This is a genomic window from Solimonas marina (genome assembly GCF_012241385.1).
GTDB lineage: Bacteria > Pseudomonadota > Gammaproteobacteria > Nevskiales > Nevskiaceae > Solimonas > Solimonas marina.
In genome coordinates, this window is the sequence record NZ_JAAVXB010000002.1 from 43,731 (window position 1) to 68,461 (window position 24,731).

Consider the following 24,731-nt stretch of genomic DNA (forward strand, 5'->3'; position numbering starts at 1 on the left):
ACTCCGTCAGTGGCTAGGGGCCGGCTTGGGGCTTTGCAGCGTTGCCGGCGGGGTGTCGTCGCTGCTCGTCGCCTGTCGCTGCGGCGCGAAACGCTGCAGCACGACGTAGAACAGCGGCGTCAGGAACAGACCGAAGAAGGTCACGCCGATCATTCCGAAGAACACGGCGATGCCCATCGCCTGGCGCATCTCGGCGCCGACGCCGGTTGCCAGCATCAGCGGCAGCACGCCGAAGATGAAGGCGAACGAGGTCATCAGAATCGGACGCAGACGCAGGCGGCAGGCTTCCAGCGCGGCAGCGATCGGCGACAGACCGCCGGCCTGCAGCTCGCGTGCGAACTCGACGATCAGGATCGCGTTCTTCGCCGCCAGGCCGACCAGGACGAACAGGCCGATCTGCGTGAAGATGTTGACCTCGCTCTTCATCAGGAAGATGCCGGCCAGCGCCGACAGAATCGTCATCGGCACGATCAGGATCACCGCCAGCGGCAGCAGCAGACTCTCGTACTGCGCGGCGAGCACCAGGAACACCAGCAGCACTGCCAGCGGCAGCACGATGGCCAGGGCCTTGGCCGCACCGAGCTGCTGAAAGGCCAGATCCGTCCATTCGATGTCGACACCCGGCGGCAGTGTTTCCTTGGCCACCTGTTCGAGCGCCGCCATCGCCTGGCCGGAGCTGTAGCCCGGTGCCGGGCCGCCGTTGATGTCCGACGACGGGAAGCCGTTGTAGCGCGACGCCAGATTGGTACCGAAGCTCTCCTTCAACGACAACACCGATGCCAGCGGCACCATCTCGCCGTCGGCATTGCGCGTCTTCAGCAGCAGCGCATCCTGCGGCCGCTCGCGGAAATTGCCGTCGGCCTGTGCAATGACACGGAACGTACGACCGAACGCGTTGAAGTCGTTGATGTAGTACGAGCCCAGGTAGACCTGCATGGTGCGGAACACATCGTCGAGATTGATGCCGAGCTGCTTGACCTTGGTGCGATCGACGTCGGCGTAGAGCTGTGGCGCGTTGATCTCGTAGGTCGAGAACACGCCGGCCAGCGCCGGGTTCTGCCGCGCCTTGTTGACCAGCGTCTGCGTCATGTCGTACAGCGCCGCGGGACCGGCATTGGTGTGATCTTCGAGCTGCGCCTTGAAGCCGCCGGCGGTGCCGAGGCCGAGGATCGGCGGCGGCAACACGGTCAGCACCAGCGCATCATCGATGGCGCCGAGCTTCTGGTTCAGCGCCGCGGCAATCTGCGGTGCGCGCAGACCCTTGCGGTCCTCGAAATCCTTCAGCGTCCAGAACACGATCGCCGCATCGGATGCACGCGTGAAGCCGTTGACCGACAGCCCCGGGAACTGCACGGCGTGGGAAATGCCGGCCTGCTTCATGCCGATCTCGCCGACCCGCTTGACCACCGCTTCGGTGCGCTCGATCGACGAGCCCGGCGGCAGCTGCACGACGGTGACCAGATAGCCCTTGTCCTGTGCCGGAATGAAGCCGGCCGGCGCCTTGCTGAAGCCAAAGGCGGTTAGCGCAATGAGACCGACGTAGACGATCAGCGCGATGCTGCCGAGCCGCAGCACCTTGCGCACGCCGCGCTGATAACCATTGGCGCCCTTGGCGAACACCCGGTTGAACGGTCGGAACAGCCAGCCGAACGCGCCGTCGATGGCACGCTGCACGCGATCCGGCGGCGCGCCATGCGGACGCAGCAGCAGCGCCGCGAGCGCGGGCGACAGCGTCAGCGAGTTGAATGCCGAGATCACCGCGGCGAAGGCGATGACCAGCGCGAACTGCTGATAGAACTGGCCGTTGAAGCCGCCGACGAACGCCGGCGGCACGAACACCGCGCACAACACCAGCGAGATTGCGATGATCGGACCGGCGACCTCGTTCATCGAGCGGTGCGCGGCGGCGCGTGGTGTCAAACCGTCGGCGATGCCGCGCTCGATGTTTTCGACGACGACGATCGCGTCGTCGACGACGATGCCGACCGCCAGCACCAGACCGAACAGGGTCAGCGTGTTGATCGAAAAACCGAACGCCGCCATCGCCGCGAAGCTGCCGATGATGGCGACCGGCACGGCGATGATCGGAATCAGCGCCGCACGCCAGGTCTGCAGGAACAGGATTACCACGATCACGACCAGCAGCAGGGCTTCGAGCAGCGTTTCTATGACGGCGTGTATCGACTGACGGACGAACACCGTCGGGTCGTAGACGATCGAATAGTCGACGCCTTCAGGGAACGCGGTCTTCTTCAGCTCGGCCATCTCGGCGCGCACGTCGCGCGCCAGGTCGAGCGCATTGGCGCCCGGCTGCAGGAAGATCGGCAAGGCGACGGCCGAGTGATTGTCGAGCAGCGAGCGCAGCGCGTATTCGCCGGCGCCGAGCTGCACGCGGGCGACGTCGGACAGGTGCGTGACTTCGCCGTCGGCGCCGGTCTTGATGATGATGTCGCCGAACTGCTGCGCGTCCTTGAGGCGGCCGCGTGCGTCGATCGCCAGCTGGAACGCCGGACTGTCCTTCAGCGGCGGCGCGCCGACGCTGCCGGCCGCGACCTGCACGTTCTGTTCGCGCACGGCGGCGATCACGTCGTTGACGGTCAGATCGCGCGACGCGAGTTTCTGCGGGTCCAGCCAGATACGCATCGCGTAGTCGCCGGAACCGAAGATCTGCACATCGCCGGCACCAGGCAGTCGCGCGAGCTGATCGCGCACCTGGATCACTGCCAGGTTGCGCAGATACAGACCGTCGTAACGGCCGTCCGGCGAGAACAGGTGGACGACCATCGTCAGGTTCGGCGAACTCTTGCGCGTGGTCACGCCGGCCGCCTGCACTTCCTGAGGCAGACGCGGCAGCGCCTGCTGCACGCGGTTCTGCACCTGCACCTGCGCACGGTCGATGTCGGTGCCGAGCTTGAACGTCACCGTCAGCTGCAGGGTGCCGTCCTGCTGCGCCAGCGAGTTCATGTAGATCATGTCCTGCACGCCGACGATTTCCTGTTCGAGCGGCGTGGCGATGGTGTCGGCGAGCTGCTGCGCGGTCGCGCCCGGGTATTGCGCGGTGACGACCACCGTCGGCGGCACCACTTCCGGGTATTCGGAGATCGGCAGGCGGAAGATCGCGAGCAGACCGGCGACGAACACTAGGAAGGAGAGCACGCCGGCGAAGATCGGCCGCTCGATAAAGAAGTGGGTGAGTTTCATGCGGGAGCTCGACGGGATCAGTTGGCCGCCACGATCCGTTCGGCCGCTACGTCATGCGCGTCGGCGGTGGGTTCGGGTGCCGGTTCTTCGGTGGTGGCGACGACCACGCCAGGACGGACGCGCTGCAGGCCGGCGACGATCACGCGCTCACCGGGCTTGACGCCCGAGGTGACGACGCGCAATCCACCGTGTTCGCTGCCCAGCGTCACGGCGCGGTACTGGACCTTGTTCTGGTCGTCGACGACGTAGACGAACTTCTTGCTCTGGTCGGTGCCGATCGCGCGCTCGTCGAGCAGCGTCGCCTCGTGGCGGCCGCTGCCGAGCAACTGCACGCGGGCGAACAGACCCGGCGTGAAGCGGCCATCCGGATTCGGCAGCACGGCGCGAGCGCGGATCGTGCCGGTCTGCGGATCGAGCGCGTTGTCGAGGAAGTCGATGCGGCCGGCATGCGGGAAGCCGTTTTCGTCGGCCAGACCGACGAACACCGGCAGCGCATGGTCGCGCTCGCTCGGCCGTTCGCCGCGGCTGGCCTGCGCCGCGTACTTCAGATAGCTGCGCTCGTCGCCGTCGAAATAGACATAGATCGGATCGACCGAGACGACCGAGGTGAGAATCGTCTGCCCGGCGCTGACGTAGTTGCCGGCGGTGACTTCGGCGCGCGAGACGCGGCCGCCGATCGGTGCGGTCACGCGCGTGAAGCTCAGATCCAGCGCCGCCGATTCGACCGCCGCCTGCGCGGCGCGCAGGCTGGCCGTGGTCTGACCGAGGTTGCTGGCGCGCGAGTCGTATTCCTCGCGCGAGATGGCATGCACCTTGAGCAGGTTCTCGGCGCGGGCCGCTTCGGTCTTGGCCAGTTCCTGCTGCGACTGGGCGCGGGCCAGTTCGGCCTTGGCCTGATCGAGACGCGCCTGGAATGGTCGCGGATCGATCTGAAACAACAGCTGGCCCTGCTTGACCACTGAGCCTTCATCGAAGGCGACGCGGTCGATGTAGCCGGCCACGCGCGGCCGCAGCTCGACACGCTGCGTGGCGGCGAAACGGCCGGTGTAGGTGTCCCAGTCGACAATGTTCTGCTGGACGGCGGCGCGCACGGTCACCTGCGGTGCCGGCGGCGTCGCCGCGGCGTTGGCGTTCGACTCGCAGCCGGACATGCCGGCGGCGGCCAGTACCAGCAGGCCCAGCGACAACCAGCTCAGCGTAGAATTGCTGATGGAGATGCGCGTGAGGAAACGAGGCATCGGGGTCACTCCCATTCAGCGTTGCCTGCGGTGACGGCCGCGGACAACGGGTCCTTGAACGACTTCTGCCGAGGGCATCCGACTTGACGTCGGGGTCCAAACGGTTGAAGCTGTATGTGTGTTACCGGTAAGTAACAGTTCGCATACGTTACCGATCGGTAACAAGCGCTGTCAAGCGTTTGTTGTCAGCTATGAGGTAAGACGTGATGAGCGAAGCGAAAAACAGCGGTGCCGCGGCCTGTACGGAGGGCGGCATGCGGGTTCGGGACCGGATTTTCCGGACCGCTCGCGAGCTGTTCTATCGACAGGGCATCCGTGCGGTCGGCGTTGACGCCATCGCCTGCGAGGCCGGCACCAACAAGATGAGCTTCTACCGAAGCTTCCCGTCCAAGGACGAGCTCGTCGCCGAATGTCTGCGCGTGCAGGTCAGCGAGGCCTTCGAGCGCTGGGATGCGTCGATCGCCGCTTATGACGGCGACGCGCGTCGGCAGATCGAGGCGGTGTTCGAATCGATGCTGTCGAAATCCTGCGGCGACGACGCCTGCGGCTGTCCGCTCAGCAATGCCGCGGTCGAGCTGCGCGAGAACACGCATCCGGGCCATCAGGTCATTCGTGAATACAAGGCCGAAGTGCGGCGCCGTTTCCGCGCGATGGCCGCCGAGGCCGGTGCCAGCGACCCCGAGGCACTCGGCGACGCGCTGATGCTGCTGCTTGAAGGCAGTGCCGTGACGCGTCTGACCTTCGCCGGCCAAAACGGACCGCTGGCCAATACGCTGGCGGCGGTGCGCACACTGCTCGATGCCTATCTGCCGGCCAGCAAGCGCCCGGCGGCAAAAAGGGCGAAAGCGGCCAAGATCGCCAGCGCCTGACGTCTGACGTCTGACGCGATGCAAACGAAAGGGCCGACGCGTGCGTCGGCCCTTTCGTTTGTGTACTCGCGGCAGTGCGAACAGGCGCGTTACAGGTCACGTGACAGGACTGCGCTGCCCCAGACCATCGAGCGGTCGCCGGGCTCGGCTTTGAGTTCCGATGTCTGATAACGCATCACCCATGACAGGTGATAGCCGGCGCCGACCTCGGCGGTGACGCCGAGCCAGGCTTCCCCGATCAGCGGTCGCGTGTCGTGGTAGCCGTAATCGATGTCGTTGTCGCGGAACTGCCCCTGCAGGAAGGCGTTGTAGAGCCGCGCGTGTGCCTTGATTCCTCCCCAGATGTAGAGCTCGCGCGCGCCGCCGTTGAGCTGGCCGCCGCCGGTCGCCGGCGCCGGTTCGGCGATGTACTCGACCCGGTCCGGCGGACCCGCCCACCACGGCGTGCTGATGCGGCCCCAGCGCCACGACAGCGCCACCGTGCCTTCAGTCAGATAGCCGACGCTGCCGGCCACTGCGGTTTTTACCTCGTAATGCGTGTCGGCGACGCTGGCGCCGGCCAGCTGCCGGTCCTGCCGCGTCAGGGTGTAGCGGAAGGTCGGTTCGCCGCCGTCGGAAATCTGGTGATTCCAGCCGTGTGGCGTGCGCGCGCCGATCATCGAGTGAAAGCCATCCTGGAATTCGGCAACGGCATTGAGGCCGAGTACGCCGATCGTGAAGCTCGTGTGATAGACCGGTCCCTTGCCGTCGCCGATGTAGCTGCGGCCGTTGGCGAGGTAGAGCAGGCTTGCATACGGACGGTCGCCGCGGCGGATTTGTGGGTCCTTGATCGTGCCTGGTGTGAACGCCAGGGCGCCGATCTGCAGATCGTGGATGCGGAAGGTATCGTCGCCGGCCTGCGTCAGGAACAGGCGGTCGATGAAACCGAGCGGACCGTCGAGCGTGATCCAGCCGTCGCGTGCCCGAGCCCCGGCCAGCGTGACTGCCACACCGCCGGTGTAGTCCTCATCGCGCTGCACGGGCGTGAGGCTGTCGTTGTCGATGTAGAGCGTCCAGCCGGCGTCTTCCTTTTCATTGCCCCAGGCATCCACCGGTGCGCCGGGTGGCGCGTCGGCCGCTGCCGCGCTGAAGCTGGCGAGCGCCAGCAACACCGCAAAAGCGCGGCGATTGATGGTGTGTCGTTGGCGGCGTTCCCGGGTGCCGTTCTCCCGTTGCGGCATCTGCATGGCAGACCCCTCCCATCGCAGGGCCGGTATCGAAAGGCAGGGAACTCTTGCGCTCGTTACCGTTCAGTAACATAATTAGTAAAGGTTACTAACTGGTAACATCGCAGTCAAGATGGCGGCCGTCAGGTCGCGGAGGGTTGCAGGCATGGGCAGGAAGGAGGGTGGCAGCGCACCGCTGCGGGTACGCGACCGGATTTTTGCCGCGGCCGGTGAGCTGTTTCGCGAGCACGGCATTCGTGCCGTCGGCGTCGACGCAATCGCCACGCGCGCCGGAACCAACAAGGTCAGCTTCTACCGCAGCTTTGCGTCGAAGGACGCGCTGGTGGTCGAATGCCTGCAGGCGCGTGAGGCCGATTACTGGCGCTGGTGGGAGGCGGTCGTCGCTCCATACCAGGACGCGCCGCGCGCGCAGATCGAGGCCTTGTTCGCATCGGCCGCTGCATGCCGTGGCCACGATGGCGTCTGGGCCGGCAGCGCATTCAGCCATACCGCCGTCGAATTGCGCGATACGCCGCATCCGGCCCACGCCTTGATCGCCGCGCACAAGGCCGAGGTGCGCCGCCGCCTGACGGCGTTGGCCGCCGCGGCCGGTGCGCGCGACCCGCAGGCGCTGGGTGACGCGTTGCTGCTGTTGCTCGATGGCGGTGCGTCACTGCATCTGCTGTTCGGCGACAGCGGCTGCGACGCCCCGCTGGCGGGTGTCACCGGCAGCGTCCGCGCGCTGCTCGATGCGCAGCTGGCGGCGCCGGGTGGCGATTGACGCCGGTGGGTACCGGGGCGGTCGCAATCCACTACACTAGCGGCCCCGTAACCGAGTTCATCGATCCCGGCCATGATCCGCAACACGAATTCCTGGCGACGCTGGCGCTGATTGTCCCGCCCAGCGGATGCGCGCCTGCGCATCGTCGACCGCCACGCGCGGTCCCCAGTCAAACCGGAATTTGCCATGCTGCTGATGATCGATAACTACGATTCGTTTACCTACAACCTCGTCCAATACTTCGGTGAGCTCGGCGTCGACGTCGAGGTGCACCGCAACGACCGCATCACGGTCGATCAGGTCGCGGCGCTGAAGCCGGATCACATCGTCCTGTCCCCCGGGCCGTGCACGCCGAACGAGGCCGGCATCTGCCTGGAGCTGATCGACCGTCTGAAAGGGCAGTTCCCGATCCTCGGTGTCTGCCTTGGCCATCAATCGATCGGCCAGGCCTTCGGCGGCGTGGTCGGCCGTGCGCGCACCGTCATGCACGGCAAGACCAGCGCGGTCCATCACCACGACGTCGGCGTGTTTCGCGGCTTGCCGACGCCGTATCGGGCGACGCGTTATCACTCGCTGGTGGTCGAGCAGGACTCGCTGCCGGATTGCTTCGAGGTGACGGCCTGGACGCAGCACGACGACGGCACGCGCGACGAGATCATGGGGCTGCGGCACAAGACCCTGCCGATCGAAGGCGTGCAGTTTCACCCCGAATCGATCCTCACCGAGCACGGCCACCAGTTGCTGAAGAACTTCGTGGAGGCCTACTGATGCCGATCTCGCCCCAGGAAGCCTTGCAGCGCACGATCGAACATCGCGAGATCTTTCACGACGAAATGATCGATCTGATGCGGCAGATCATGCGCGGCGAGATTTCGCCGGTGATGACGGCCGCGATCCTCACCGGCCTGCGCGTCAAGAAGGAAACCGTCGGCGAGATTGCCGCCGCTGCGCAGGTCATGCGCGAGTTGGCGAACCAGGTCGAGACGCCGGCCTACGAGCATTTCGTCGACATCGTCGGCACCGGCGGCGATGGCGCGCACAGCTTCAATATCTCGACCGCGTCGATGTTCGTCGCCGCCGCGGCCGGCTGCCGCATCGCCAAGCACGGCAATCGCAGCGTGTCGAGCAAGTCCGGCAGCGCCGACGTGCTCGAAGCCTTTGGCGCCGCGATCGACCTGCAGCCCGCGCAGGTCGCGGCCTGTATCGCCGAGTGCGGCGTCGGCTTCATGTTCGCGCCGAATCATCATCCGGCGATGAAGGTGGTGGCGCCGGTGCGCAAGGAAATGGGCGTGCGCACCATCTTCAACATCCTCGGTCCGCTGACCAATCCGGCCGGCGCACCGAACATCCTGATGGGTGTGTTCCATCCGGATCTGGTCGGCATCCAGGTCCGCGTGCTGCAGCGCCTGGGCGCGCGCAGCGCGATGGTGGTCTGGGGCAAGGACAACATGGACGAGCTGACGCTCGGCGCCGGCACGCTGGTCGGCGAACTGCGCGACGGCGAGGTGCGCGAATACGAGGTGCATCCCGAGGACTTCGGCTTCGCGATGGCCGGCAGCCAGAATCTGCGCGTCGTCGATGCCGCCGACTCCAGGGCGCGCGTGCTCGAAGCGCTGGACGACACGCCGGGCGTCGCGCGCGACATCGTGGCGTTCAACGCCGGCGCGGCGATCTACGCGGCGCGTCGTGCCGATTCGCTGGCCGCCGGTATCGCACAGGCCAAGTCGGCCCTCGCCAGTGGCGCAGCGCGGCAGCGTCTCGAACAATTCATTGCGCTCACGCAGCGGCTCAAGGCCGCGGCCTGAACGGAAACGCCGATGTCCGACATTCTCGATACGATTCTCGCGCGCAAGGCCGTTGAAATCGGCCTGCTGCAGCAGCGTTATTCGCGCAGTGCGCTCGACGCGCTGGCGCGCGCGGCCGACGCGCCGCGCGGCTTCATCGCTGCGCTTGAGTCCAGGGCGGCGGCTGGTTCGGCCGCAGTGATCGCCGAGGTCAAGCGTGCGTCGCCGAGCAAGGGTCTGATTCGCGAGGACTTCGACCCAGCCTGGCTGGCGCGTGAGTACGCCGACGGCGGCGCGGCCTGCCTGTCGGTGCTGACCGACGAGAAGTTCTTTCAGGGCCACAACGCATTTCTGGTGCAGGCGCGCGCCGCGTGCACGTTGCCGGTGATTCGCAAGGACTTCATCGTCGACGAGTGGCAGGTCGTCGAGGCGCGGGCGATCGGTGCCGACTGCATTCTGCTGATTGCCGCGGCGCTATCGCCGGCGCGGCTCAAGGCGTTGTACGACGCGGCGCGGGCCTGGCAGCTCGATGTGCTGGTCGAAATTCATGACGGCGACGAGCTGGATCAGGTGCTGGCGGCCGGGCTTGGCGACGGTTGGCTGCTGGGCATCAACAACCGCAATCTGCGCAGTTTCGAGACGCGCCTGGAAACCACGCTGGACCTGTTGCCGCGTCTGCCGGCCGGTCTGCCGGTCGTGACCGAAAGCGGCATTGCCGGTGCTGCCGACGTGGCACGGATGCGTGCCGCTGGGGTCGATCGCTTTCTGGTCGGCGAATCGCTGATGCGTCAGCCGCAGCCGAGCGCGGCGCTGCGGGCACTGATCGGCGGCTGAGCGCGCGCGGCGTTCAGGTTCCGGTGCGGCTGAGGTGGATGCCGAGCATCAGGATGTTGCGGCCTTCCGTGGTCAGGATGCCGTCGTCTTCCAACTTCTTCAGGACGCGGCCGGCCATTTCGCGTGAGCATCCCACCAGTCGCGCCAGTTCCTGACGGCTGGTGCGGATCAACACGCCGCGTTTGTGCTCGACCGCCTCGCGCTTGGCCGTCAATTCGGTGAGCGTGCGCTCCATGCGCGTCGCGACGTCGAGGAAGGCGAGATCGGCGAGTCGGCGCGTGGTGTCGCGCAGGCGGTTGGCGAGCTGGCCCGCGAGTTCGAACATGATGTCCGGATTGCTCGCGTAGAACTTCATGAACGCTTCGTAGCTGAGTTCGGCGGCCAGGGTCGGGGTGCGCGAGCGCACGATCGCGGTACGCGAGCGCTGCTCCGGAAACAGGCAGACCTCGCCGAAGAAATCACCGGGCCCCAGATAGGCGACGACGATCTCGCGGCCGTTCTCGTCCTCGAGCATCACGCTGACCGTGCCTTCGAGGATCAGATAGATCGAACGCGGCGCGTCGCCGGCCAGCATCAAGGTATGCTTCGGCGCATAACTGCGTTTGTGGGCCTGCTGCACGAAGGCCTGGACCGCGGGCTTGTCGAAAATCGACATCAGAGTACATCCCCCAAAAAAAGCGCTTGCCGTCCCACCGGCAGCTGCGAAAATAACACAGGGCAAGCAAAGGGCTTGCCGTGGAGAAAGAATTGAAAGCTCGCGTCAAATGGTCTGAGAACGCTTCGTTCATCGCCGAGTCCGGCAGCGGCCATGCGATGGTCGTCGACGGACCGGCGGAAATCGGCGGCCGAAATCTTGGCCCGAGGCCCATGGAGCTGGTGCTGATGGGCGTCGGTGCGTGCTCGTCGGTCGATGTGACCTTGATCCTCAAGAAGGCGCGCCAGAACGTGCAGGATTGCTGGGTCGATCTGGAAGCCGACCGCGCCGATGCCGAACCCAAGGTGTTCACGACGATCCGTATGCACTTCGTCGTGGTCGGCAGCGGGCTTTCCGAGAACCACGTCAAGCGCGCGGTGGAGCTGTCGGCCGAGAAGTACTGCTCGGCGTCGATCATGCTGGGCCGCGGCGGCGTGAAGATCGAGCACAGCTACGAAATTCGCGAGCCGGCCGCCTGAGCGAGGACCGGTCGTCGGTTTGTCGCGGATCTGTCACGCAACGACGGCCGTTTTGTCGCATAATCCGCGCCTTTCTTTAAAGGGCCGCGCCACTAGAATGTCTTGTGGACGCGTTCGGCGTTTTGCTACTGGAGTACTGAATTGGCCAAGGCCAAGCCGAAACGGACCGACAACCCGAAGCTGAAGCTGCTGGGTTTCAACAATCTGACGAAGTCGCTGTCGTTCAACATCTACGACATCTGCTACGCGCGTACCAAGCAGCATCAGCAGGAATACATCGAGTACATCGATGAGGCGTACAACGCCGAGCGTCTGACGGCGATCCTCACCGAGGTGGCCCGTATCATCGGCGCCAACATCCTCAATGTGGCCCGCCAGGACTACGACCCGCAGGGCGCGTCGGTGACGATGCTGATCTCGGAAGGTCATCTCGACGGCTTGCCGACGCCCGGCAAGAAGAAAGGCGAGAAAGACTCGGTGGTCGCGCATCTCGACAAGTCGCACATCACCGTGCACACGTATCCGGAAACGCATCCGGACAACGGTATTTCGACGTTCCGTGCCGACATCGATGTGTCGACCTGCGGCAAGATTTCGCCGCTGAAGGCGCTGAACTACCTGATCAAGTCGTTCGAGTCGGACATCGTGGTGATGGACTACCGCGTGCGCGGCTTCACGCGCAATGTGCGCGGCGCCAAGCACTTCATCGACCATTCGGTGGAGTCGATTCAGGACTTCCTGAGCGCGGACATCAAGAATCGCTATCAGATGATCGACGTCAACGTCTATCAGGAATTCATCTTCCACACCAAGATGCGCCTGAAGGAACTGGACCTCGACACCTATCTGTTCGGCGAAGGCGTCACCGAGCTGCCGCCGCGCGAGGCCAAGAAGATCCGTGAGAACGTCAATCACGAAATCAGCGAAATCTTCTACGGCATGAACATCTCGCGCTGAACACGCGCACGCCGCTGAACGAAAAAGGCCGCTCTCGAGCGGCCTTTTTCTTTGTGCGTCGAAAACCGCGATCAACCACAGATTTCACAGATTTCGCAGAAGCATCAGCTTGATTTTGTTGTTTTAATCCGTGAAATCTGCGTCATCTGCGGTTTCATCTTTTTGCTTTTGACCGGCCCGAGCCCTACAGCCGGTAGGCGCCGAACTTCATGACGCGCGCCACCTGGCGCATGAGGCCGCGGACCGGCGCCGGCACCGGCGCGCCGCCGGCGTCGGCGGCTTCCTGGCCGTGGCGTTCCTCGTCATTGCGCATCGTTTCGAGGATCGCGCGGCTGCGGCCGTCGGCTTCCGGCAACTGCGCCAGATGTTCACCGAGATGCTCGGAAACCTGGTGCTCGGTCTCCTGGACGAAGCCCAGGCTCTCGCGGTCGCCGCGCAGGCCGGCCAGCGCGCCGATCGCGAACGAGCCGGCGTACCACAGCGGTTCGAGTTTGCTCGGCCCGTCGCCGAGTTCGCGCAGGCGCTCCTCGCACCAGCGCAGGTGGTCGTGTTCCTCACGCGCCGCTTCGAGCAGGTGTTGACGGGTCTGCGGATTGCGCGCGATCAGCGCCTGGCCGTGGTACAGCGCCTGTGCGGCGATCTCGCCGGCGTGGTTGATGCGCATCAGGCCGGCGACGTGGCGGCGCTCGTCCGGCGCCAGCTCGGTTTCCGGCTTTGCGGCGCCGGGATTGCGGCGCCCGGCGCCGCGACCGCGCTCGGCCAGCAGCGACAGACCGCGACCGACCATCGACAACAGCGGATCGACCGGGCCCGGCTCGCGGCCGACCGGGGCGGCGGCGGGGCGCGGCGGCACATGGGACTTGGGCGTACTCATGGCGCCCATTCTAGCGGCGCGGGCATCCCGTAGAATGCCGGGTCCGTCCGTCGTCCATCGCCGCCTCGTGCAACTCCGACCGAATCAGATCGCCGCGCATCTCGCCAAGGGGCTGGCGCCGCTCTATCTCGTCGCCGGCGAAGAGCCCTTGCTGATGCAGGAGGCGCTCGACGCCATTCGCGCCGCCGCACGCCGTGCCGGATTCACCGAGCGCGAGGTGTTCGACGTCGAACGCGGTTTTTCCTGGCAGCGTGTCGTCGAATCCTGCGCGGCGCTGTCCTTGTTTGCATCACAGCGCATCGTCGAGGTGCGCATCGCCACCAGTCCCGACGACGAGGGCCGCAAGACGCTGGTCGCGCTGGCCGCGCAGCTGCAGCCGGATACCTTGCTGATCATCAGCTGTGGCGGGCTCGACAAGCGTCAGCGCGAGTCGGCGTGGTTTCGCGCGCTCGACAGCGCCGGCGCCAGTCTTTACGCCTGGCCGATCAAGAGCGAGGAGTTCGTGCCGTGGCTGACGGCGCGCCTGAAAAGCGCCGGCGTGCAGGCCGATGCCGACGCGATCAAGCTGCTGGCCGAGCGCACCGAGGGCAATCTGCTGGCGGCGGCGCAGGACATCGAAAAGCTCAAGCTGTTGTTCCCCGGCGAGCGGGTCACGGTCGAGGCGCTGGAGCAGGCCGTGGCCGACAGCGCCCGCTTCGAGGCCTTCGATCTCAACGACCGCCTGCTCGACGGCGATGCGCAGGGCGCGGTGCGCAGCCTGCAGCGCCTGCGCGAGGAGGGCTTGGCGCCGCTGGAAATTCTGGGGGCTTTGACGTGGTGTCTGCGCTCGCTGGCCAAGGCCGCCATGCACCGCGCTCGCGTCGGCGACGCCGCGACCGCGCTGGAAATGGCTGGCGTGCGCCGCTTCCAGCAGGCCAAGTATCTGAACGCATTGGCCAGGGTGCGGCCCGCCGACGGCCTGAACTGGATGCGCCGCGCGGCCCAGGTCGATCAGATGGTCAAGACCGGCCAGGACGCGGCCGCCTGGGAAGAATTGCTAACATTGATTCTTGCCGCCAGTGGGGCGGCTCTGCGTTCCCCCAAACCATGAATGCCACCGCCAGGTCCGTCCGGACGAAGGCCAACGACATCGCCGATTACATGCGCAAGCGCGGTCAGCGCGCGCGCGCTGCCGCACGCGTGATCGCCTGCGCCGAAACCGGCACCAAGAATGCGGCGCTGTTCGCGCTCGCCGAGGCCATCGTCGACGAGCGCGACGCGATCCTTGAAGCCAACGCGCAGGACATGCGCGAGGCGCGCAACAACAAGCTCGACGACGCGCTGGTCGAGCGTCTCGAACTGAACCCGAAGCGCATCGCGGCGATGGCCGACGGTGTGCGTCAGGTTGCATCGCTGCCGGACCCGGTCGGCGAAATCTCCAACATGAAGATGCGCCCGTCCGGCATTCAGGTCGGGCAGATGCGCGTGCCGCTCGGCGTGGTCGGCATCATCTACGAATCGCGGCCGAACGTGACCGCCGATGCCGCGGCGCTGTGCCTGAAGTCCGGCAATGCCGCCATCCTGCGCGGCGGCTCCGAGGCGCTGCGCGCGAACCTGGCGATCGCCCGCTGCCTGGACCGAGCGCTGGTCGGTGCCGGTCTGCCGAAGGATGCGGTCCAGATCCTCGACATCACCGACCGCCGCGCCGTCACCGAGATGGTGGCGATGCCGGAGTACGTCGACGTCATCATTCCGCGCGGCGGCAAGGGCCTGGTGTCGGCGGTGTCGGAAGCGGCGCGGGTGCCGGTGATCAAGCATCTCGACGGCATCTGCCACGTCTATGTCGAAGCCACGGCCGATCTCGACAAGGCGATCGCCGTCTGCGTCAACGCCAAGACCCAGCGCTACGGCACCTGCAATACGATGGAGACGCTGCTGGTCGACGCCGCGATCGCCGAGCGCCTGCTGCCGCAGCTGGCCAAGACCTACAGCGAAGCCGGTGTCGAGCTGCGTGGCTGCGAGCGCACCCGCAAGCTGCTGCCGGACGCCAAGGCGGCGACCGAGGAAGACTGGCGGACCGAATACCTGGCGCCGATCCTGGCGGTGCGCATCGTCGACGGCATCGACGCGGCGATCGACCACATCGAAACCTACGGCTCGCATCACACCGACAGCATCGTCACCGAGAACTTCACGCTGGCGCGCCGTTTCCTGCGCGAAGTCGATTCGAGTTCGGTGATGGTCAATGCGTCGACGCGCTTTGCCGACGGCTACGAGTACGGGCTGGGCGCCGAGGTCGGCATCAGTACCGACAAGTTCCATGCACGCGGCCCGGTCGGCCTCGAAGGCCTGACCTCGCTGAAGTGGGTCGTGATGGGCGACGGCAGTGTCCGGTGAGATGGCGACAGGCGTGAGGCGCGAGGTGGGAGGCGGGATGCGTGAGGTGCGCAAGGACGAACCGCGGATCTTCTCTTTCGCCTCCCGCCTCCCGCCTCCCGCCTCTCGATGAAGGCGATCGGCATTTTCGGCGGCGCGTTCGCGCCCTTTCACAACGGCCATTTGCGCGTGGCGATCGAGGCACGCGACAAACTCGATCTGAGCCAGGTGCGCCTGATTCCGACCGCGCATGCCGCGCATCGCCCGGATTCGCGCGTGTCGCCGCAGCGCCGCCTCGAATGGCTGCGTGTCGCCGTGCGCCGCGAAAAGGAGCTGGTGCCGGACGACCGCGAAATCCTGCGTCCGGGCATCTCCTACACCGTCGACACGCTCGAGGAGCTGCGTCGCGACTTTCCGCGCGCGGCGCTGGTGCTGCTGATGGGCAGCGACGCGTTTGAGCATTTCCACACCTGGAACCGCTGGTCGCGCATCGTCGAGCTGGCGCACGTCGCCGTCATCACCCGGCCGGGCAGCGAGCCCAGGCCCAGTGCCGAGACCGCCGAACTGCTGGTGCCGCGCCGCGCCGCCGACGCGTCGATGCTGCACGCACAACCGGCCGGCCTGTGGCTGCCGCTGGAAATGCCGCTGCTCGATATTTCGTCGACGCGCATCCGTCGCCTGCTGCTGCAGGAGCGCTCCGTGCGGGGCTTGGTGCCGGATGCGATACTCAACGCCATGACCACCGCCGACATCGCGGCGCTGACACAGGACAACGATGCCACGCAACACTAAGGCCGCGACCCGGCTCGACCCGCTCGCCACGCTCGCGCTCAATGCTCTTGAGGATCTCAAGGGCCAGGACATCACCGTGCTCGATGTGCAGAAGCTGACGACGGTGACCGACACCATGATCATCTGCACGGGCACGTCCAACCGCCACGTCAAGTCGCTGGCGCAGAACGTCGCCGAAGACGCCAAGCACGCCGGCCATCAACCGCTGGGCCTGGAAGGCACGGATCAGGGCGAATGGGTGCTGGTCGACCTGGGCGGTGTCGTCGTGCACGTGATGCAGGCGCAGGCGCGCGCGTTCTACCAGCTCGAAAAGCTGTGGACCGTCGTCGAGGAAGTCGAAGAGATCGTGCCCGAGGCCAAGCCGCGCAAGAAGCCGGCGGCGAAGAAAGCGGCGAAAAAAGCGCCAGCCAAGAAACCGGCCGCCAAGAAGGTGGCGAAGACGGCCAAGAAGCCGGCGAGCAAGTCGGCGGTGAAGAAGGCGCCGGCCAAGGCCGCCAGGAAGCCGGCGGCGAAGAAGGCCGCGCCGCGCAAGTCCGCCAAGCGCTGAGCCGCCGCGTACGGGCATGCGGATCTGGCTGATTGCCGTCGGCACCCGCATGCCGGACTGGGTCGAGACCGCCTACCGCGATTACGCCGCGCGCCTGCCGCACGAGTGCCGGCTGGAGCTGGTCGAAATCCCGCCGGCGCAGCGCGGCAAGAACAGCGACCTGGCGCGCGCCAAGCAGCAGGAAGGCGAGAAGATTCTCAAGGCCTTGCCGCGCGACGCCATGATCGTCGCGCTCGACGAGCACGGCCGCCAGCACACCAGCGTCGAGTGGTCGGCGGCATTGAAGGACTGGATGCAATCGGGGCGCGACACCTGCCTGTTGATCGGCGGGCCCGACGGGCACGCGCCGGAGGTGCTGGCGCGCGCCGAGCAGAAATGGGCCTTGTCGAAGCTGACCCTGCCGCACGCGCTGGTGCGCGTGTTCGTCGCCGAGCAGTTGTTCCGCGCCTGGAGCCTGCTCGCCAATCACCCGTATCACCGCGCCTGAGCGCCGCGCGATGGCCAAGGAACATGCCGCCTGGTTGATCGACGAGCTGCCCGAGCTGGAGCGGGCCGGCATCGTCGATGCCGCGACCGCCGGCCGCCTGCGCGCGCATTACGCCGAAGCGGCGCAAGGCCGCAGCGTGGCGTTGGGCCTGTCGGGCATGCTCGGCGCGCTGCTGATCGGGCTGGGCGTGATCCTGATCGTCGCGCACAACTGGGATCAGTGGAGCCGCTGGCTGCGCCTGACGCTGGCCGCGCTGCCGCTGCTGGCGGCGCAGGTCGCCTGCGTCTGGACGCTGCGCCGGCGGCCGGATTCGGCGGTCTGGCGCGAAAGCACGGCCGTGTTCGCGGCGCTGGCATTCGCCGCGCTGCTGGCGCTGGTCTCGCAGATCTTTCAGATCGGCGGCACGCTCGACCACTACCTGCTGAGCTGCGCGCTGGTCGCCGCGCCGCTGGTCTACGCGCTCGACGCCAGCGCGCTGGCGGTGCTGGTTGGCGGGACCTATGTCGGCTGGATTGCCGCCGCCGACGAAGCGCAGCGTCAGCCATTCGCGGTGTTGCTGGCGTTTGCGACCCTGCTGCCACACGTGGTGCTGGCCTGGCGTCGTGAGCGTCGTTCGATCCGCACCACGCTGCTGATCGGCTGGCTGGTGCCGATGCTGTTCGCGGCGCTGACGCTGACCATGCCGTGGCTGCGCCACTACGGCTGGCTATGGTTCTCCGGCTGCACGCTGCTGCTGATCCTGATCGACGCCGAGGCCGGTGGCCTGGCGACGCTGATGCAGCGACCGCTGCGTGCCTATGGCGAACTGGGCTGGGCCTTGATCGCGCTGGCCGCGACCTTCCCGTCGTTCTGGCAGGGCCACGACTTTCAGCGTTATGCCGACGGCAGTCTGTTGCAGGCCGGTGTCGTACTGCTGGCGTTGCTGGTGATCTGCGCGGCGCTGACCGCACGCGCGTTGTGGCGCCGGCAATGGCTGATGGCAGCGCTGGCGCTGCCGACGCTGTTGCTGGCTCTGGCGCAGGGCGGCAGCTTCGCCGCGGCGGCGACTGGCGTTGCCGTGTTCTTCAATCTCTATGTGCTGGCGATCGGCATCGTGCTGATCGCCGACGGTCTGCAGCAGCGCGTGCTGCGCGCGGTCAGCAGTGGCCTGACCCTGATCGCGGTGCTGGTGCTGTTGCGCTTCTTCGGCAGCGACTGGTCGTTCGTCGTGCGCGGCGTCGCCTTCGTCGTCGTCGGTCTCGCATTTCTCGGCGCCAACGCGTGGCTGCGACGCCGGGTGCAGCCGTGAAGCTGCGGCGCTGGAGCTTCGCGCTGCTGATTGCGGCCATCGTCCTGCAGTGGGCGCTACCGGCGCAGCTGGCGTGGCGCAGCGCATCGGTGCTGCGCGACGGTACGCGCTACTACCTGCGCACCGCGCCGGTCGATCCGGCCGACGCGTTTCGCGGCCGCTATATCGCACTGCGCTTCGCCGACGCGCAGACGACACTGCCGGCCAGTGGCGATGTCGAGGCGGGAACGACGGTTTACGTACCGTTGATCGTCGGCAAGGACCGCTTCGCGCGCTTTGGCGCCGCGTCGCTGACACCGCCGGCGCGGGGCGATTACCTGCGCGCGTTGATCGCGTCGGTCGACAGTGGCGGCCGTGCGACCTTGCAACTGCCGTTCGATCGCTACTACCTCGACGAGTCGGTGGCCGCCGCCGCCGACCGCGCCTATCGCGCGGCCAACCGCAGCGGCGCGCCCAGCGAAGCCTATGTGACGATCCGCGTGCATGACGGTGACGCGGTGCTCGAATCGCTGTTCATCGACAACCAGCCGATCCGTCGCTACCTCGACGCGCAGGCCAAGGCGTCCGGCTGAGCGGCTAGTCGCCGGCCTGTACGGCCAGTGCGTACAAATCCTTCTTGCGTGCGCCGCTGATCTCGGCGGCGAGCTTGGCGGCGCTCGATGCCGACAGGCCGCCGCCGAGCAGGATGCCCAGCACGCGCTGGCCTTCCTGCAGCGTGGCGTCGGCCTGCGCCGGCGCACCGCCGATCACCAGCACGAACTCGCCGCGGCTGTGGTTGGCATCGGACGCCAGCCAGGCGGCGATGTCGCCGGCCGTGCTGCTGCGGCTCTGTTCGTAGAGCTTGGTCAGTTCGCGCGCCAGCGCCAGCGGCCGGTCGGCGCCGAGTACGGCGACGATGTCGGCGACGCAATCAGTGATGCGATGGCTGGATTCGTAGAGGATCAGCGTCCGCGTCTCGCTGGCCAGCTGGCCCAGGCGTTCGCGCCGTGCGCCGGATTTGGCCGGCAGAAATCCTTCGAAGACGAAGCGATCGCTCGGCAGGCCGGCGATCGACAGTGCCGCGATCGCCGCGCACGCGCCGGGAACGGCGACCGCCGGCAGCTCGGCGGCTCGCACTGCGCGCACCAGCGCGAAGCCCGGATCGGAAATCAGCGGTGTGCCGGCATCGGAAATGAGTGCCAGCGTTTCACCGCTGCGCAGCCGCTCGACGAGTCGCGTACAGATGTCGGTCTCGTTGTGCTCGTGCACGGCGAGCAGCGGCTTGCGGATGCCGAAGTGCGTCAGCAACTGGCCGCTGGTGCGGGTGTCTTCGGCGCAGATCGCGTCGACGCTTTCAAGTACGGCCTGTGCGCGCGGACTCAGATCGCCGAGATTGCCGATCGGCGTGGCGACGACGTACAGGTGGCCCGGCGCCACTTTTGCGGCGATGCTCATGGGGCCAGACGGGTAGGGCGTGTCATACTTCGCATTATGGTGCCGAAGACCCTGCTACCCAAAACGCTGATCGCCGCGTTGCCGGCCTTGCTCGTCGCCGCGTGCTCGCAGTTGCCGCAACGCCAGGCGCCGCCGCCTCCGGCGAGCACCGCGCAGACGCCGCCGCCGAATACGGCACCGGCACCGCAGCCGGTGGCCAAGCCCGCGCAGCTGGCACTGCTGCTGCCGCTCAGCGGCGCGTTCTCGGCGACTGCCGATTCGGTGCGCGACGGTTTCTTCAGCGCCTATTTCAACGACAGTCTGCATCCGCCCGTGCGGGTCTACGACGTCGGTTCGACGCCGAGCAGCCTGCGTGCCGCCTACCAGACGGCGCTGCGTGAAGGTGCGACCTTCATCATCGGTCCGCTGCGCAAGAGCGACGTCGCGGCGCTGGCCGGCGACGTGCCGGCGGTGCCGGTGCTGGCACTGAACTATCTCGACGACGGTGCGCAGACACCGCCGGACTTCTATCAGTTCGGCTTGTCGCCGGAAGATGAGGCGCGCTCGGCGGCGCGCGAAGCGCTGGCGCAGGGCCTGCACCGCGCCGTGGCGCTGGTACCGAGCGCCGACTGGGGCGATCGCGTCGTCGACGCATTCAATCAGACGCTGCGCGCTGGCGGCGGCGCCGTGGTAGCCGAGCAACACTACGATCAAGGCACTTACGACCAATCGAAGATCATCGCCGCGCTGATGGGCGTCGACGCCAGCCAGGCCCGGCACCGCGCGCTGACCGCAGCGCTCGGCGAAAGCAGCGAGTACGAGCCGCAGCGACGTCAGGACATCGACATGATCTTCATCGCGGCGCGCGGCCAGGATGCGCGCATGCTGATGCCGCAGCTCAAGTTCAATCGCGCTGGCGATCTGCCGGTCTACGCGACCGCGCTGGTCTATGACGGCAAGCCCAGTGCCGACACCGCTGGCGTGCGCTTCTGCGACGCCCCGTGGACGATCGGCGACTCGCCGGCGTTGCAGCAGGCCCGCGCCGCCAGCGACGGCTTGCCGATCTCGAACCCGCGGCTGTTCGCGCTCGGTCGCGACGCCTATGGTCTGTCGGCGGGTCTCGCACAGCACCGCATTCGCGAAGGCGACACGCTCGACGGCGTGACCGGCAAGCTCGAATGGCAGGGCACGGTCATCCACCGCGATCTGTCCTGCGTGCAGATCGGCGACAGCGGCCTGAGCCCCCTGAATCCGTGAACGGCGCGGCGGCCGAGGACGCCGCCCTGCGGCTGCTCGAACGCCGTGGTCTGAAACTGGTGGCGCGCAATGTCCGCTTTCGCGGCGGCGAACTCGATCTGGTGATGCGCGACGGCAGTACGCTGGTCGTCGTCGAAGTGCGCGCGCGCAGCCCGAGTCGCTATGCCGGCGCCCTCGAATCGATCGACGCGCGCAAGCGCGGCCGCATCGTGCAGGCTACGCAACTGTTTCTCGCCGCCCATCCGCAACACGCCGAGCGGCCGTTGCGCTTCGATGTCGTCGCCTATGACGGCAGCGACGTGCAGTGGATCGAAAACGCCTTCGACGGGTTTTGACCGCATGCGCGAAGGACATGCCGATGCGTGGCGCGAATCGGCGCCGGCGCTCACAATAACGGCCGGCATTCGGACGATTTCACATGACTGAGCGGTCCATTCCAGAAGCGCGTTTGCGCGCCCATTTCGAAGCCTGCATCGCCGCGCAGCAGGCGACGATGGCGCAGGCGTTGCCGGCGCTGCGACGCGCGTCCGACGCGCTGGCCGCGGCGCTGGATGCCGGGCACAAGGTGCTGGCCTGTGGCAATGGCGGCTCGGCGGCCGACGCGCAGCATTTCGCGGCGGAGCTGACCGGACGTTACGAGCGCGAGCGCCCGGGGCTGCCCGGTATCGCGCTGTCGGTCGATACGTCGGCGCTGACCGCGATCGGCAACGACTACGGCTTCGAGCGGGTGTTCGCCAAGCAGGTCGAGGCGCTCGGCCGCGACGGCGACTGGTTGCTGGCGATTTCGACGTCCGGCAATTCGCCGAACGTGGTTCGCGCGATCGAGGCTGCGCACGGGCGCGGGCTGCGGGTGATCGCGCTGACCGGCAAGGACGGTGGCGCCATCGCCAGGATGCTGGGTGCCGACGATGTCGAGTTGCGCGCCGCCAGTGCGGTCACCGCGCGCATCCAGGAAGTGCACATCGTCTTCCTGCACGCGCTGTGCGACGCTATCGACGAGCTGCTGTTTCCGCGATGAGCACGCGGCCGGCCTTCGATCCCGCCCTCGTGACGCGCCTGCGTGCGGCGTTGGCGCCGGAGCGGGTGCTCGACGATCCGGCCGAGTGCATTGCCTACGGTTACGACAATTCCAAGCGCGTCGCGCTGCCGCAGGCCGTGGCGTTCGCGCAGTCGCACGATGACGTGGCGGCCGTCGTGCAGCTCTGCAACGAATTCGCCTCGCCGCTGGTCGTGCGCGGCCGCGGCACCAATACCACCGGCGCGACGGTGCCGGTGGCCGGCGGCGTGGTGTTGTCGCTGGAGCGGATGAATCGCATCCTGCGCGTCTCGCCCGGCGATCGCCTGCTCGAATGCGAGGCCGGCGCGCTCAACGGCGACGTGCAGCAGGCGGCGGCGCCGCACGGCTTGTTCTGGGCGCCCGATCCGACCAGTCTTGGCTACTCGACGGTCGGCGGCAATCTGGGTTGCTGCGCCGGCGGGCCGCGCGCCGTGAAATACGGCACGGCACGCGACAACGTGCTTGGCCTGCGTGCGGTCACCGGTGCCGGTACGTCGATCAAGACCGGCTGCACGACGACCAAGGGTGTGGTCGGCTACGACCTGACGCGCCTGTTGGTCGGCAGCGAGGGCACGCTGGCGATCATCACCGAGGCGACGCTGAAGCTGCTGCCCAAGCCCCAAGGCACGAAGACGCTGCGTGCCTGCTATGCCGACGTCAAATCGGCGGCGGCCGCGGTGGCGCGGGTGATGAACCAGCCGGAAACGCCGAGCGCGCTGGAATTCATGGACGGCGATGCCGTGCAGCTCGCCGAAGCCTATCGGCCGACCGGCATTCCCAAAGGCGTCGGCGCCTTGCTGTTGATCGAGGTTGACGGCAATGAGGAGTCGATCGACATCGCGCTGCGCGCGGTGACGGCGGCCCTGCAAGGTGCGGGGCTGGTCGAGCTGCGCGCCGCCGCCAACGCCGACGAGGTCGACGCCTTGTGGGCTTGCCGCAAGGCGCTGTCGCCGTCGCTGCGGCGCATCGCGCCGAAGAAGGTCAACGAGGACGTCGTCGTGCCGGTCACGCGCATTCCGGATCTGGTCGAGGGTTTGGCCGCGCTGTCGGCCAAGCACGGCATTCGCATCGTCAATTTCGGCCACGCCGGCAACGGCAACATGCACACCAACCTGCTCGTCGACCCCGAGGACCCGGCGCAGATGGATGCCGTACATGCCTGTCTCGCCGAAGTGTTCCGTCTGGTGCTCGATCTGGAAGGCACGCTGTCCGGCGAACACGGCGTCGGCATCGAGAAGCGCGACTACGTCGGCTGGGAGATCGCCGGTGACACGCTCGACGTGATGCGTGCGCTGAAGCACACGCTCGATCCGAACGCGATCCTCAATCCCGGCAAGGCGCTGCCCGGCATCTGAGTGGGGTGAACCGCGTTTTAACCACAGATTTCACAGATTCCACAGAACGGGATGGGCATTCCCCGATGAATCTGCGAAAACTGTGGCTGATCGCTCCGTCTACTTCACGACGCGCAGATTCGGGCGGCCCTTCGGCGGTTTCGGCGGTTCCGGATCGGTCTGCGGTGGCGGTGCCGCGTCGGCCGGTGCTTCGCTCGCTTCGGTTTCGCCGAAGATCACGCCTTCGCCGTTTTCGCGCGCGAAGATGGCCAGCACCGCGCCACTGGGAACCTGAACATCGAACGGCCGACCGCCAAAGCGTGCCGAGAACCAGATCGGCTCGCTGGTCAGGTCCAGGCTTTGTACGGCCATCGGACTGATGTTGAGGGTGATGCGGCCGTCCTGCACGAACTGTTGCGGCACGACGACACCCGGGTAATCGGCGGCGACCAGCAAGTGCGGCGTGTGGCCGTTGTCACATGCCCATTCGTGAATGGCGCGAATCAGATAGGGGCGGCGGGATTTGGACATCAGCGGCGTTTGCGACTCATCGACTGCGGAGTACCGATTGTACGGCGGGACGCGCCAACAGGCGCTCCGCATAGCGCAGGAAGTTGGCATCGGCCGGCGGTTTGAGCCCGAGCGCGGCGAAGGAGCCGAACAAAGCTGCCCAGGCGCAGTCGGCGAGGTTGTATTCGAGACCCAGGCACCAGCCGCGCGCGGTAAACAGCCGGGTACTCGCCAGCATGCCATCCTGTAGCTGCTTGCGCGCCGCCTTGGCTTCCGGCGAACGCGGCGAGTGCGCGCTGATGGTCGCTGCCAGCGGGAAGAATTCGCGCTCGAGCCGGGCGACGATCATGCGCACGCGGGCGCGCGAGGCCGGGTCACCCGGCAGCAGCGCGGGATGCGGATAGCGCTCGTCGAGGTATTCGACGACGATCGGCGCCGGATACAGCACGGTGTCGCGATCGATCAGCGTCGGCAGCTCGCCGGTCGGATTGAGGATCAACAGGTCCTGATTCGGTGCTGCGGCGTTGAGCGATTGGACACGTGCGCCATCGACATCCTTTTCGGCCAGGACGATGCGTGCCCAGCGGCTCGGCAGATGGGCCTCGGCGCAGAACAGCGTGACGCCGGCGCGCGGCGCCGGTCGCGCATCCATCACGTAACGACTCTTGCCGGGAATGGCCATCGCTCAGTTTGGACAAAATATGTTCACCCCGAGAGCGTAACCGCTAATGCCGGCGATTCCCAAATGGCTTCGCTGCCGGCTATCGAAAGTCGG

The 24,731-nt window shown here is 66.9% G+C and carries 26 protein-coding genes; 18 read left to right on the forward strand and 8 right to left on the reverse strand.

From position 1 onward, the window contains the following. Nucleotides 1-6 precede the first annotated feature (6 nt). Together G7Y82_RS03425 and G7Y82_RS03430 are read right to left on the reverse strand one after the other, a co-directional pair. Nucleotides 7-3,201 carry an efflux RND transporter permease subunit gene (locus tag G7Y82_RS03425; protein ID WP_168146629.1) on the reverse strand — a complete coding sequence of 1,065 codons (3,195 nt, stop codon included), beginning with the start codon at nucleotides 3,199-3,201 and terminating at the stop codon, nucleotides 7-9. A gap of 17 nt (nucleotides 3,202-3,218) precedes the next feature. Further along, complete coding sequence (locus G7Y82_RS03430) at nucleotides 3,219-4,439, reverse strand: efflux RND transporter periplasmic adaptor subunit (RefSeq protein ID WP_168146630.1); 1,221 nt, start codon at nucleotides 4,437-4,439, stop codon at nucleotides 3,219-3,221. Nucleotides 4,440-4,693: 254 nt separating this feature from the next. Between G7Y82_RS03430 and G7Y82_RS03435 the strand changes: the two genes are divergently transcribed. After that, nucleotides 4,694-5,308 carry a TetR/AcrR family transcriptional regulator gene (locus G7Y82_RS03435; protein WP_240954064.1) on the forward strand — a complete coding sequence of 205 codons (615 nt, stop codon included), beginning with the start codon at nucleotides 4,694-4,696 and terminating at the stop codon, nucleotides 5,306-5,308. 89 nt (nucleotides 5,309-5,397) lie between these two features. On the opposite strand, the gene G7Y82_RS03440 is transcribed toward G7Y82_RS03435, so the two are convergent. Next, a complete protein-coding gene (locus tag G7Y82_RS03440; protein ID WP_168146632.1) occupies nucleotides 5,398-6,534 on the reverse strand; it encodes a lipid A deacylase LpxR family protein in 1,137 nt (378 codons plus the stop codon). 145 nt (nucleotides 6,535-6,679) lie between these two features. On the opposite strand from G7Y82_RS03440, the gene G7Y82_RS03445 reads away from it, so the two are divergent. The 4 genes from G7Y82_RS03445 to trpC all read left to right on the forward strand — a co-directional run bounded on the left by G7Y82_RS03445 (nucleotide 6,680) and on the right by trpC (nucleotide 9,912). Beyond that, nucleotides 6,680-7,294 carry a TetR/AcrR family transcriptional regulator gene (locus G7Y82_RS03445; RefSeq protein ID WP_240954065.1) on the forward strand — a complete coding sequence of 205 codons (615 nt, stop codon included), beginning with the start codon at nucleotides 6,680-6,682 and terminating at the stop codon, nucleotides 7,292-7,294. Nucleotides 7,295-7,480: 186 nt separating this feature from the next. Beyond that, entirely contained in the window at nucleotides 7,481-8,062 is a 582-nt protein-coding gene (locus G7Y82_RS03450; RefSeq protein ID WP_168146634.1) for an aminodeoxychorismate/anthranilate synthase component II, read from the forward strand. Further along, complete coding sequence (gene trpD, locus G7Y82_RS03455; RefSeq protein WP_168146635.1) at nucleotides 8,062-9,099, forward strand: anthranilate phosphoribosyltransferase; 1,038 nt, start codon at nucleotides 8,062-8,064, stop codon at nucleotides 9,097-9,099. The genes G7Y82_RS03450 and trpD overlap by 1 nt, the downstream gene beginning before the upstream one ends. A 12-nt stretch (nucleotides 9,100-9,111) precedes the next feature. Then, nucleotides 9,112-9,912: an indole-3-glycerol phosphate synthase TrpC gene (gene trpC, locus G7Y82_RS03460; RefSeq protein ID WP_168146636.1), complete on the forward strand. Its 801-nt coding sequence runs from the start codon at nucleotides 9,112-9,114 to the stop codon at nucleotides 9,910-9,912. A 13-nt stretch (nucleotides 9,913-9,925) separates the two neighbouring features. On the opposite strand, the gene G7Y82_RS03465 is transcribed toward trpC, so the two are convergent. Next, a complete protein-coding gene (locus G7Y82_RS03465) occupies nucleotides 9,926-10,567 on the reverse strand; it encodes a cyclic nucleotide-binding domain-containing protein (RefSeq protein WP_168146637.1) in 642 nt (213 codons plus the stop codon). A 92-nt stretch (nucleotides 10,568-10,659) separates the two neighbouring features. Here G7Y82_RS03465 and G7Y82_RS03470 point away from each other — a divergent pair, with 92 nt between their 5' ends. Both G7Y82_RS03470 and speD read left to right on the forward strand, forming a co-directional pair. After that, on the forward strand, nucleotides 10,660-11,085 hold the full coding sequence (locus G7Y82_RS03470; protein WP_168146638.1) for an OsmC family protein: 426 nt from the start codon (nucleotides 10,660-10,662) through the stop codon (nucleotides 11,083-11,085). Between the two features lie 141 nt (nucleotides 11,086-11,226). Beyond that, nucleotides 11,227-12,042 carry an adenosylmethionine decarboxylase gene (speD, locus tag G7Y82_RS03475; RefSeq protein ID WP_168146639.1) on the forward strand — a complete coding sequence of 272 codons (816 nt, stop codon included), beginning with the start codon at nucleotides 11,227-11,229 and terminating at the stop codon, nucleotides 12,040-12,042. 184 nt (nucleotides 12,043-12,226) lie between these two features. Here the strand turns inward: speD and coq7 are convergent, their stop codons facing one another. After that, the gene (gene coq7, locus G7Y82_RS03480) at nucleotides 12,227-12,916 is read right to left on the reverse strand and encodes a 2-polyprenyl-3-methyl-6-methoxy-1,4-benzoquinone monooxygenase (RefSeq protein WP_206370297.1); all 690 of its coding nucleotides are present in this window, start codon (nucleotides 12,914-12,916) and stop codon (nucleotides 12,227-12,229) included. A gap of 67 nt (nucleotides 12,917-12,983) precedes the next feature. On the opposite strand from coq7, the gene holA reads away from it, so the two are divergent. The 7 genes from holA (at nucleotide 12,984) to G7Y82_RS03515 (ending at nucleotide 18,957) form a co-directional block, all read left to right on the forward strand. Beyond that, nucleotides 12,984-14,006, forward strand: a complete 1,023-nt coding sequence (gene holA / locus G7Y82_RS03485; RefSeq protein ID WP_168146640.1) for a DNA polymerase III subunit delta — start codon at nucleotides 12,984-12,986, stop codon at nucleotides 14,004-14,006. Next, entirely contained in the window at nucleotides 14,003-15,292 is a 1,290-nt protein-coding gene (locus G7Y82_RS03490; protein ID WP_168146641.1) for a glutamate-5-semialdehyde dehydrogenase, read from the forward strand. Before holA ends, G7Y82_RS03490 begins: the two co-directional genes overlap by 4 nt. Nucleotides 15,293-15,400: 108 nt before the next feature. After that, nucleotides 15,401-16,063: a nicotinate (nicotinamide) nucleotide adenylyltransferase gene (nadD, locus tag G7Y82_RS03495; RefSeq protein ID WP_168146642.1), complete on the forward strand. Its 663-nt coding sequence runs from the start codon at nucleotides 15,401-15,403 to the stop codon at nucleotides 16,061-16,063. Next, nucleotides 16,047-16,610 (forward strand): ribosome silencing factor, encoded by a 564-nt coding sequence (gene rsfS, locus G7Y82_RS21850; RefSeq protein ID WP_168146643.1) that lies wholly within the window; start codon nucleotides 16,047-16,049, stop codon nucleotides 16,608-16,610. Before nadD ends, rsfS begins: the two co-directional genes overlap by 17 nt. 16 nt (nucleotides 16,611-16,626) lie before the next feature. Then, nucleotides 16,627-17,097, forward strand: coding sequence for a 23S rRNA (pseudouridine(1915)-N(3))-methyltransferase RlmH (rlmH, locus tag G7Y82_RS03505; RefSeq protein WP_168146644.1), 471 nt, complete (start codon nucleotides 16,627-16,629; stop codon nucleotides 17,095-17,097). 10 nt (nucleotides 17,098-17,107) lie between these two features. Next, on the forward strand, nucleotides 17,108-18,385 hold the full coding sequence (locus G7Y82_RS03510; RefSeq protein ID WP_168146645.1) for a DUF2157 domain-containing protein: 1,278 nt from the start codon (nucleotides 17,108-17,110) through the stop codon (nucleotides 18,383-18,385). Continuing rightward, nucleotides 18,358-18,957, forward strand: coding sequence for a GDYXXLXY domain-containing protein (locus tag G7Y82_RS03515; protein WP_168146646.1), 600 nt, complete (start codon nucleotides 18,358-18,360; stop codon nucleotides 18,955-18,957). Before G7Y82_RS03510 ends, G7Y82_RS03515 begins: the two co-directional genes overlap by 28 nt. 4 nt (nucleotides 18,958-18,961) lie before the next feature. Here G7Y82_RS03515 and rsmI read toward each other — a convergent pair whose 3' ends face one another. Then, nucleotides 18,962-19,819 carry a 16S rRNA (cytidine(1402)-2'-O)-methyltransferase gene (rsmI, locus tag G7Y82_RS03520; protein WP_168146647.1) on the reverse strand — a complete coding sequence of 286 codons (858 nt, stop codon included), beginning with the start codon at nucleotides 19,817-19,819 and terminating at the stop codon, nucleotides 18,962-18,964. A 39-nt stretch (nucleotides 19,820-19,858) separates the two neighbouring features. Between rsmI and G7Y82_RS03525 the strand changes: the two genes are divergently transcribed. The 4 genes from G7Y82_RS03525 to G7Y82_RS03540 all read left to right on the forward strand — a co-directional run bounded on the left by G7Y82_RS03525 (nucleotide 19,859) and on the right by G7Y82_RS03540 (nucleotide 23,467). Then, complete coding sequence (locus G7Y82_RS03525; protein ID WP_168146648.1) at nucleotides 19,859-21,055, forward strand: penicillin-binding protein activator; 1,197 nt, start codon at nucleotides 19,859-19,861, stop codon at nucleotides 21,053-21,055. After that, nucleotides 21,010-21,390 carry a YraN family protein gene (locus tag G7Y82_RS03530; RefSeq protein ID WP_436286662.1) on the forward strand — a complete coding sequence of 127 codons (381 nt, stop codon included), beginning with the start codon at nucleotides 21,010-21,012 and terminating at the stop codon, nucleotides 21,388-21,390. Before G7Y82_RS03525 ends, G7Y82_RS03530 begins: the two co-directional genes overlap by 46 nt. 83 nt (nucleotides 21,391-21,473) lie before the next feature. Next, on the forward strand, nucleotides 21,474-22,073 hold the full coding sequence (locus G7Y82_RS03535; RefSeq protein WP_168146650.1) for a phosphoheptose isomerase: 600 nt from the start codon (nucleotides 21,474-21,476) through the stop codon (nucleotides 22,071-22,073). After that, nucleotides 22,070-23,467, forward strand: coding sequence for an FAD-binding oxidoreductase (locus G7Y82_RS03540; RefSeq protein WP_168146651.1), 1,398 nt, complete (start codon nucleotides 22,070-22,072; stop codon nucleotides 23,465-23,467). The genes G7Y82_RS03535 and G7Y82_RS03540 overlap by 4 nt, the downstream gene beginning before the upstream one ends. Nucleotides 23,468-23,566: 99 nt before the next feature. Here the strand turns inward: G7Y82_RS03540 and G7Y82_RS03545 are convergent, their stop codons facing one another. After that, entirely contained in the window at nucleotides 23,567-23,977 is a 411-nt protein-coding gene (locus G7Y82_RS03545) for a ClpXP protease specificity-enhancing factor (RefSeq protein ID WP_168146652.1), read from the reverse strand. Nucleotides 23,978-23,993: 16 nt separating this feature from the next. Beyond that, on the reverse strand, nucleotides 23,994-24,638 hold the full coding sequence (locus G7Y82_RS03550; RefSeq protein ID WP_168146653.1) for a glutathione S-transferase N-terminal domain-containing protein: 645 nt from the start codon (nucleotides 24,636-24,638) through the stop codon (nucleotides 23,994-23,996). Nucleotides 24,639-24,731 lie beyond the last annotated feature (93 nt).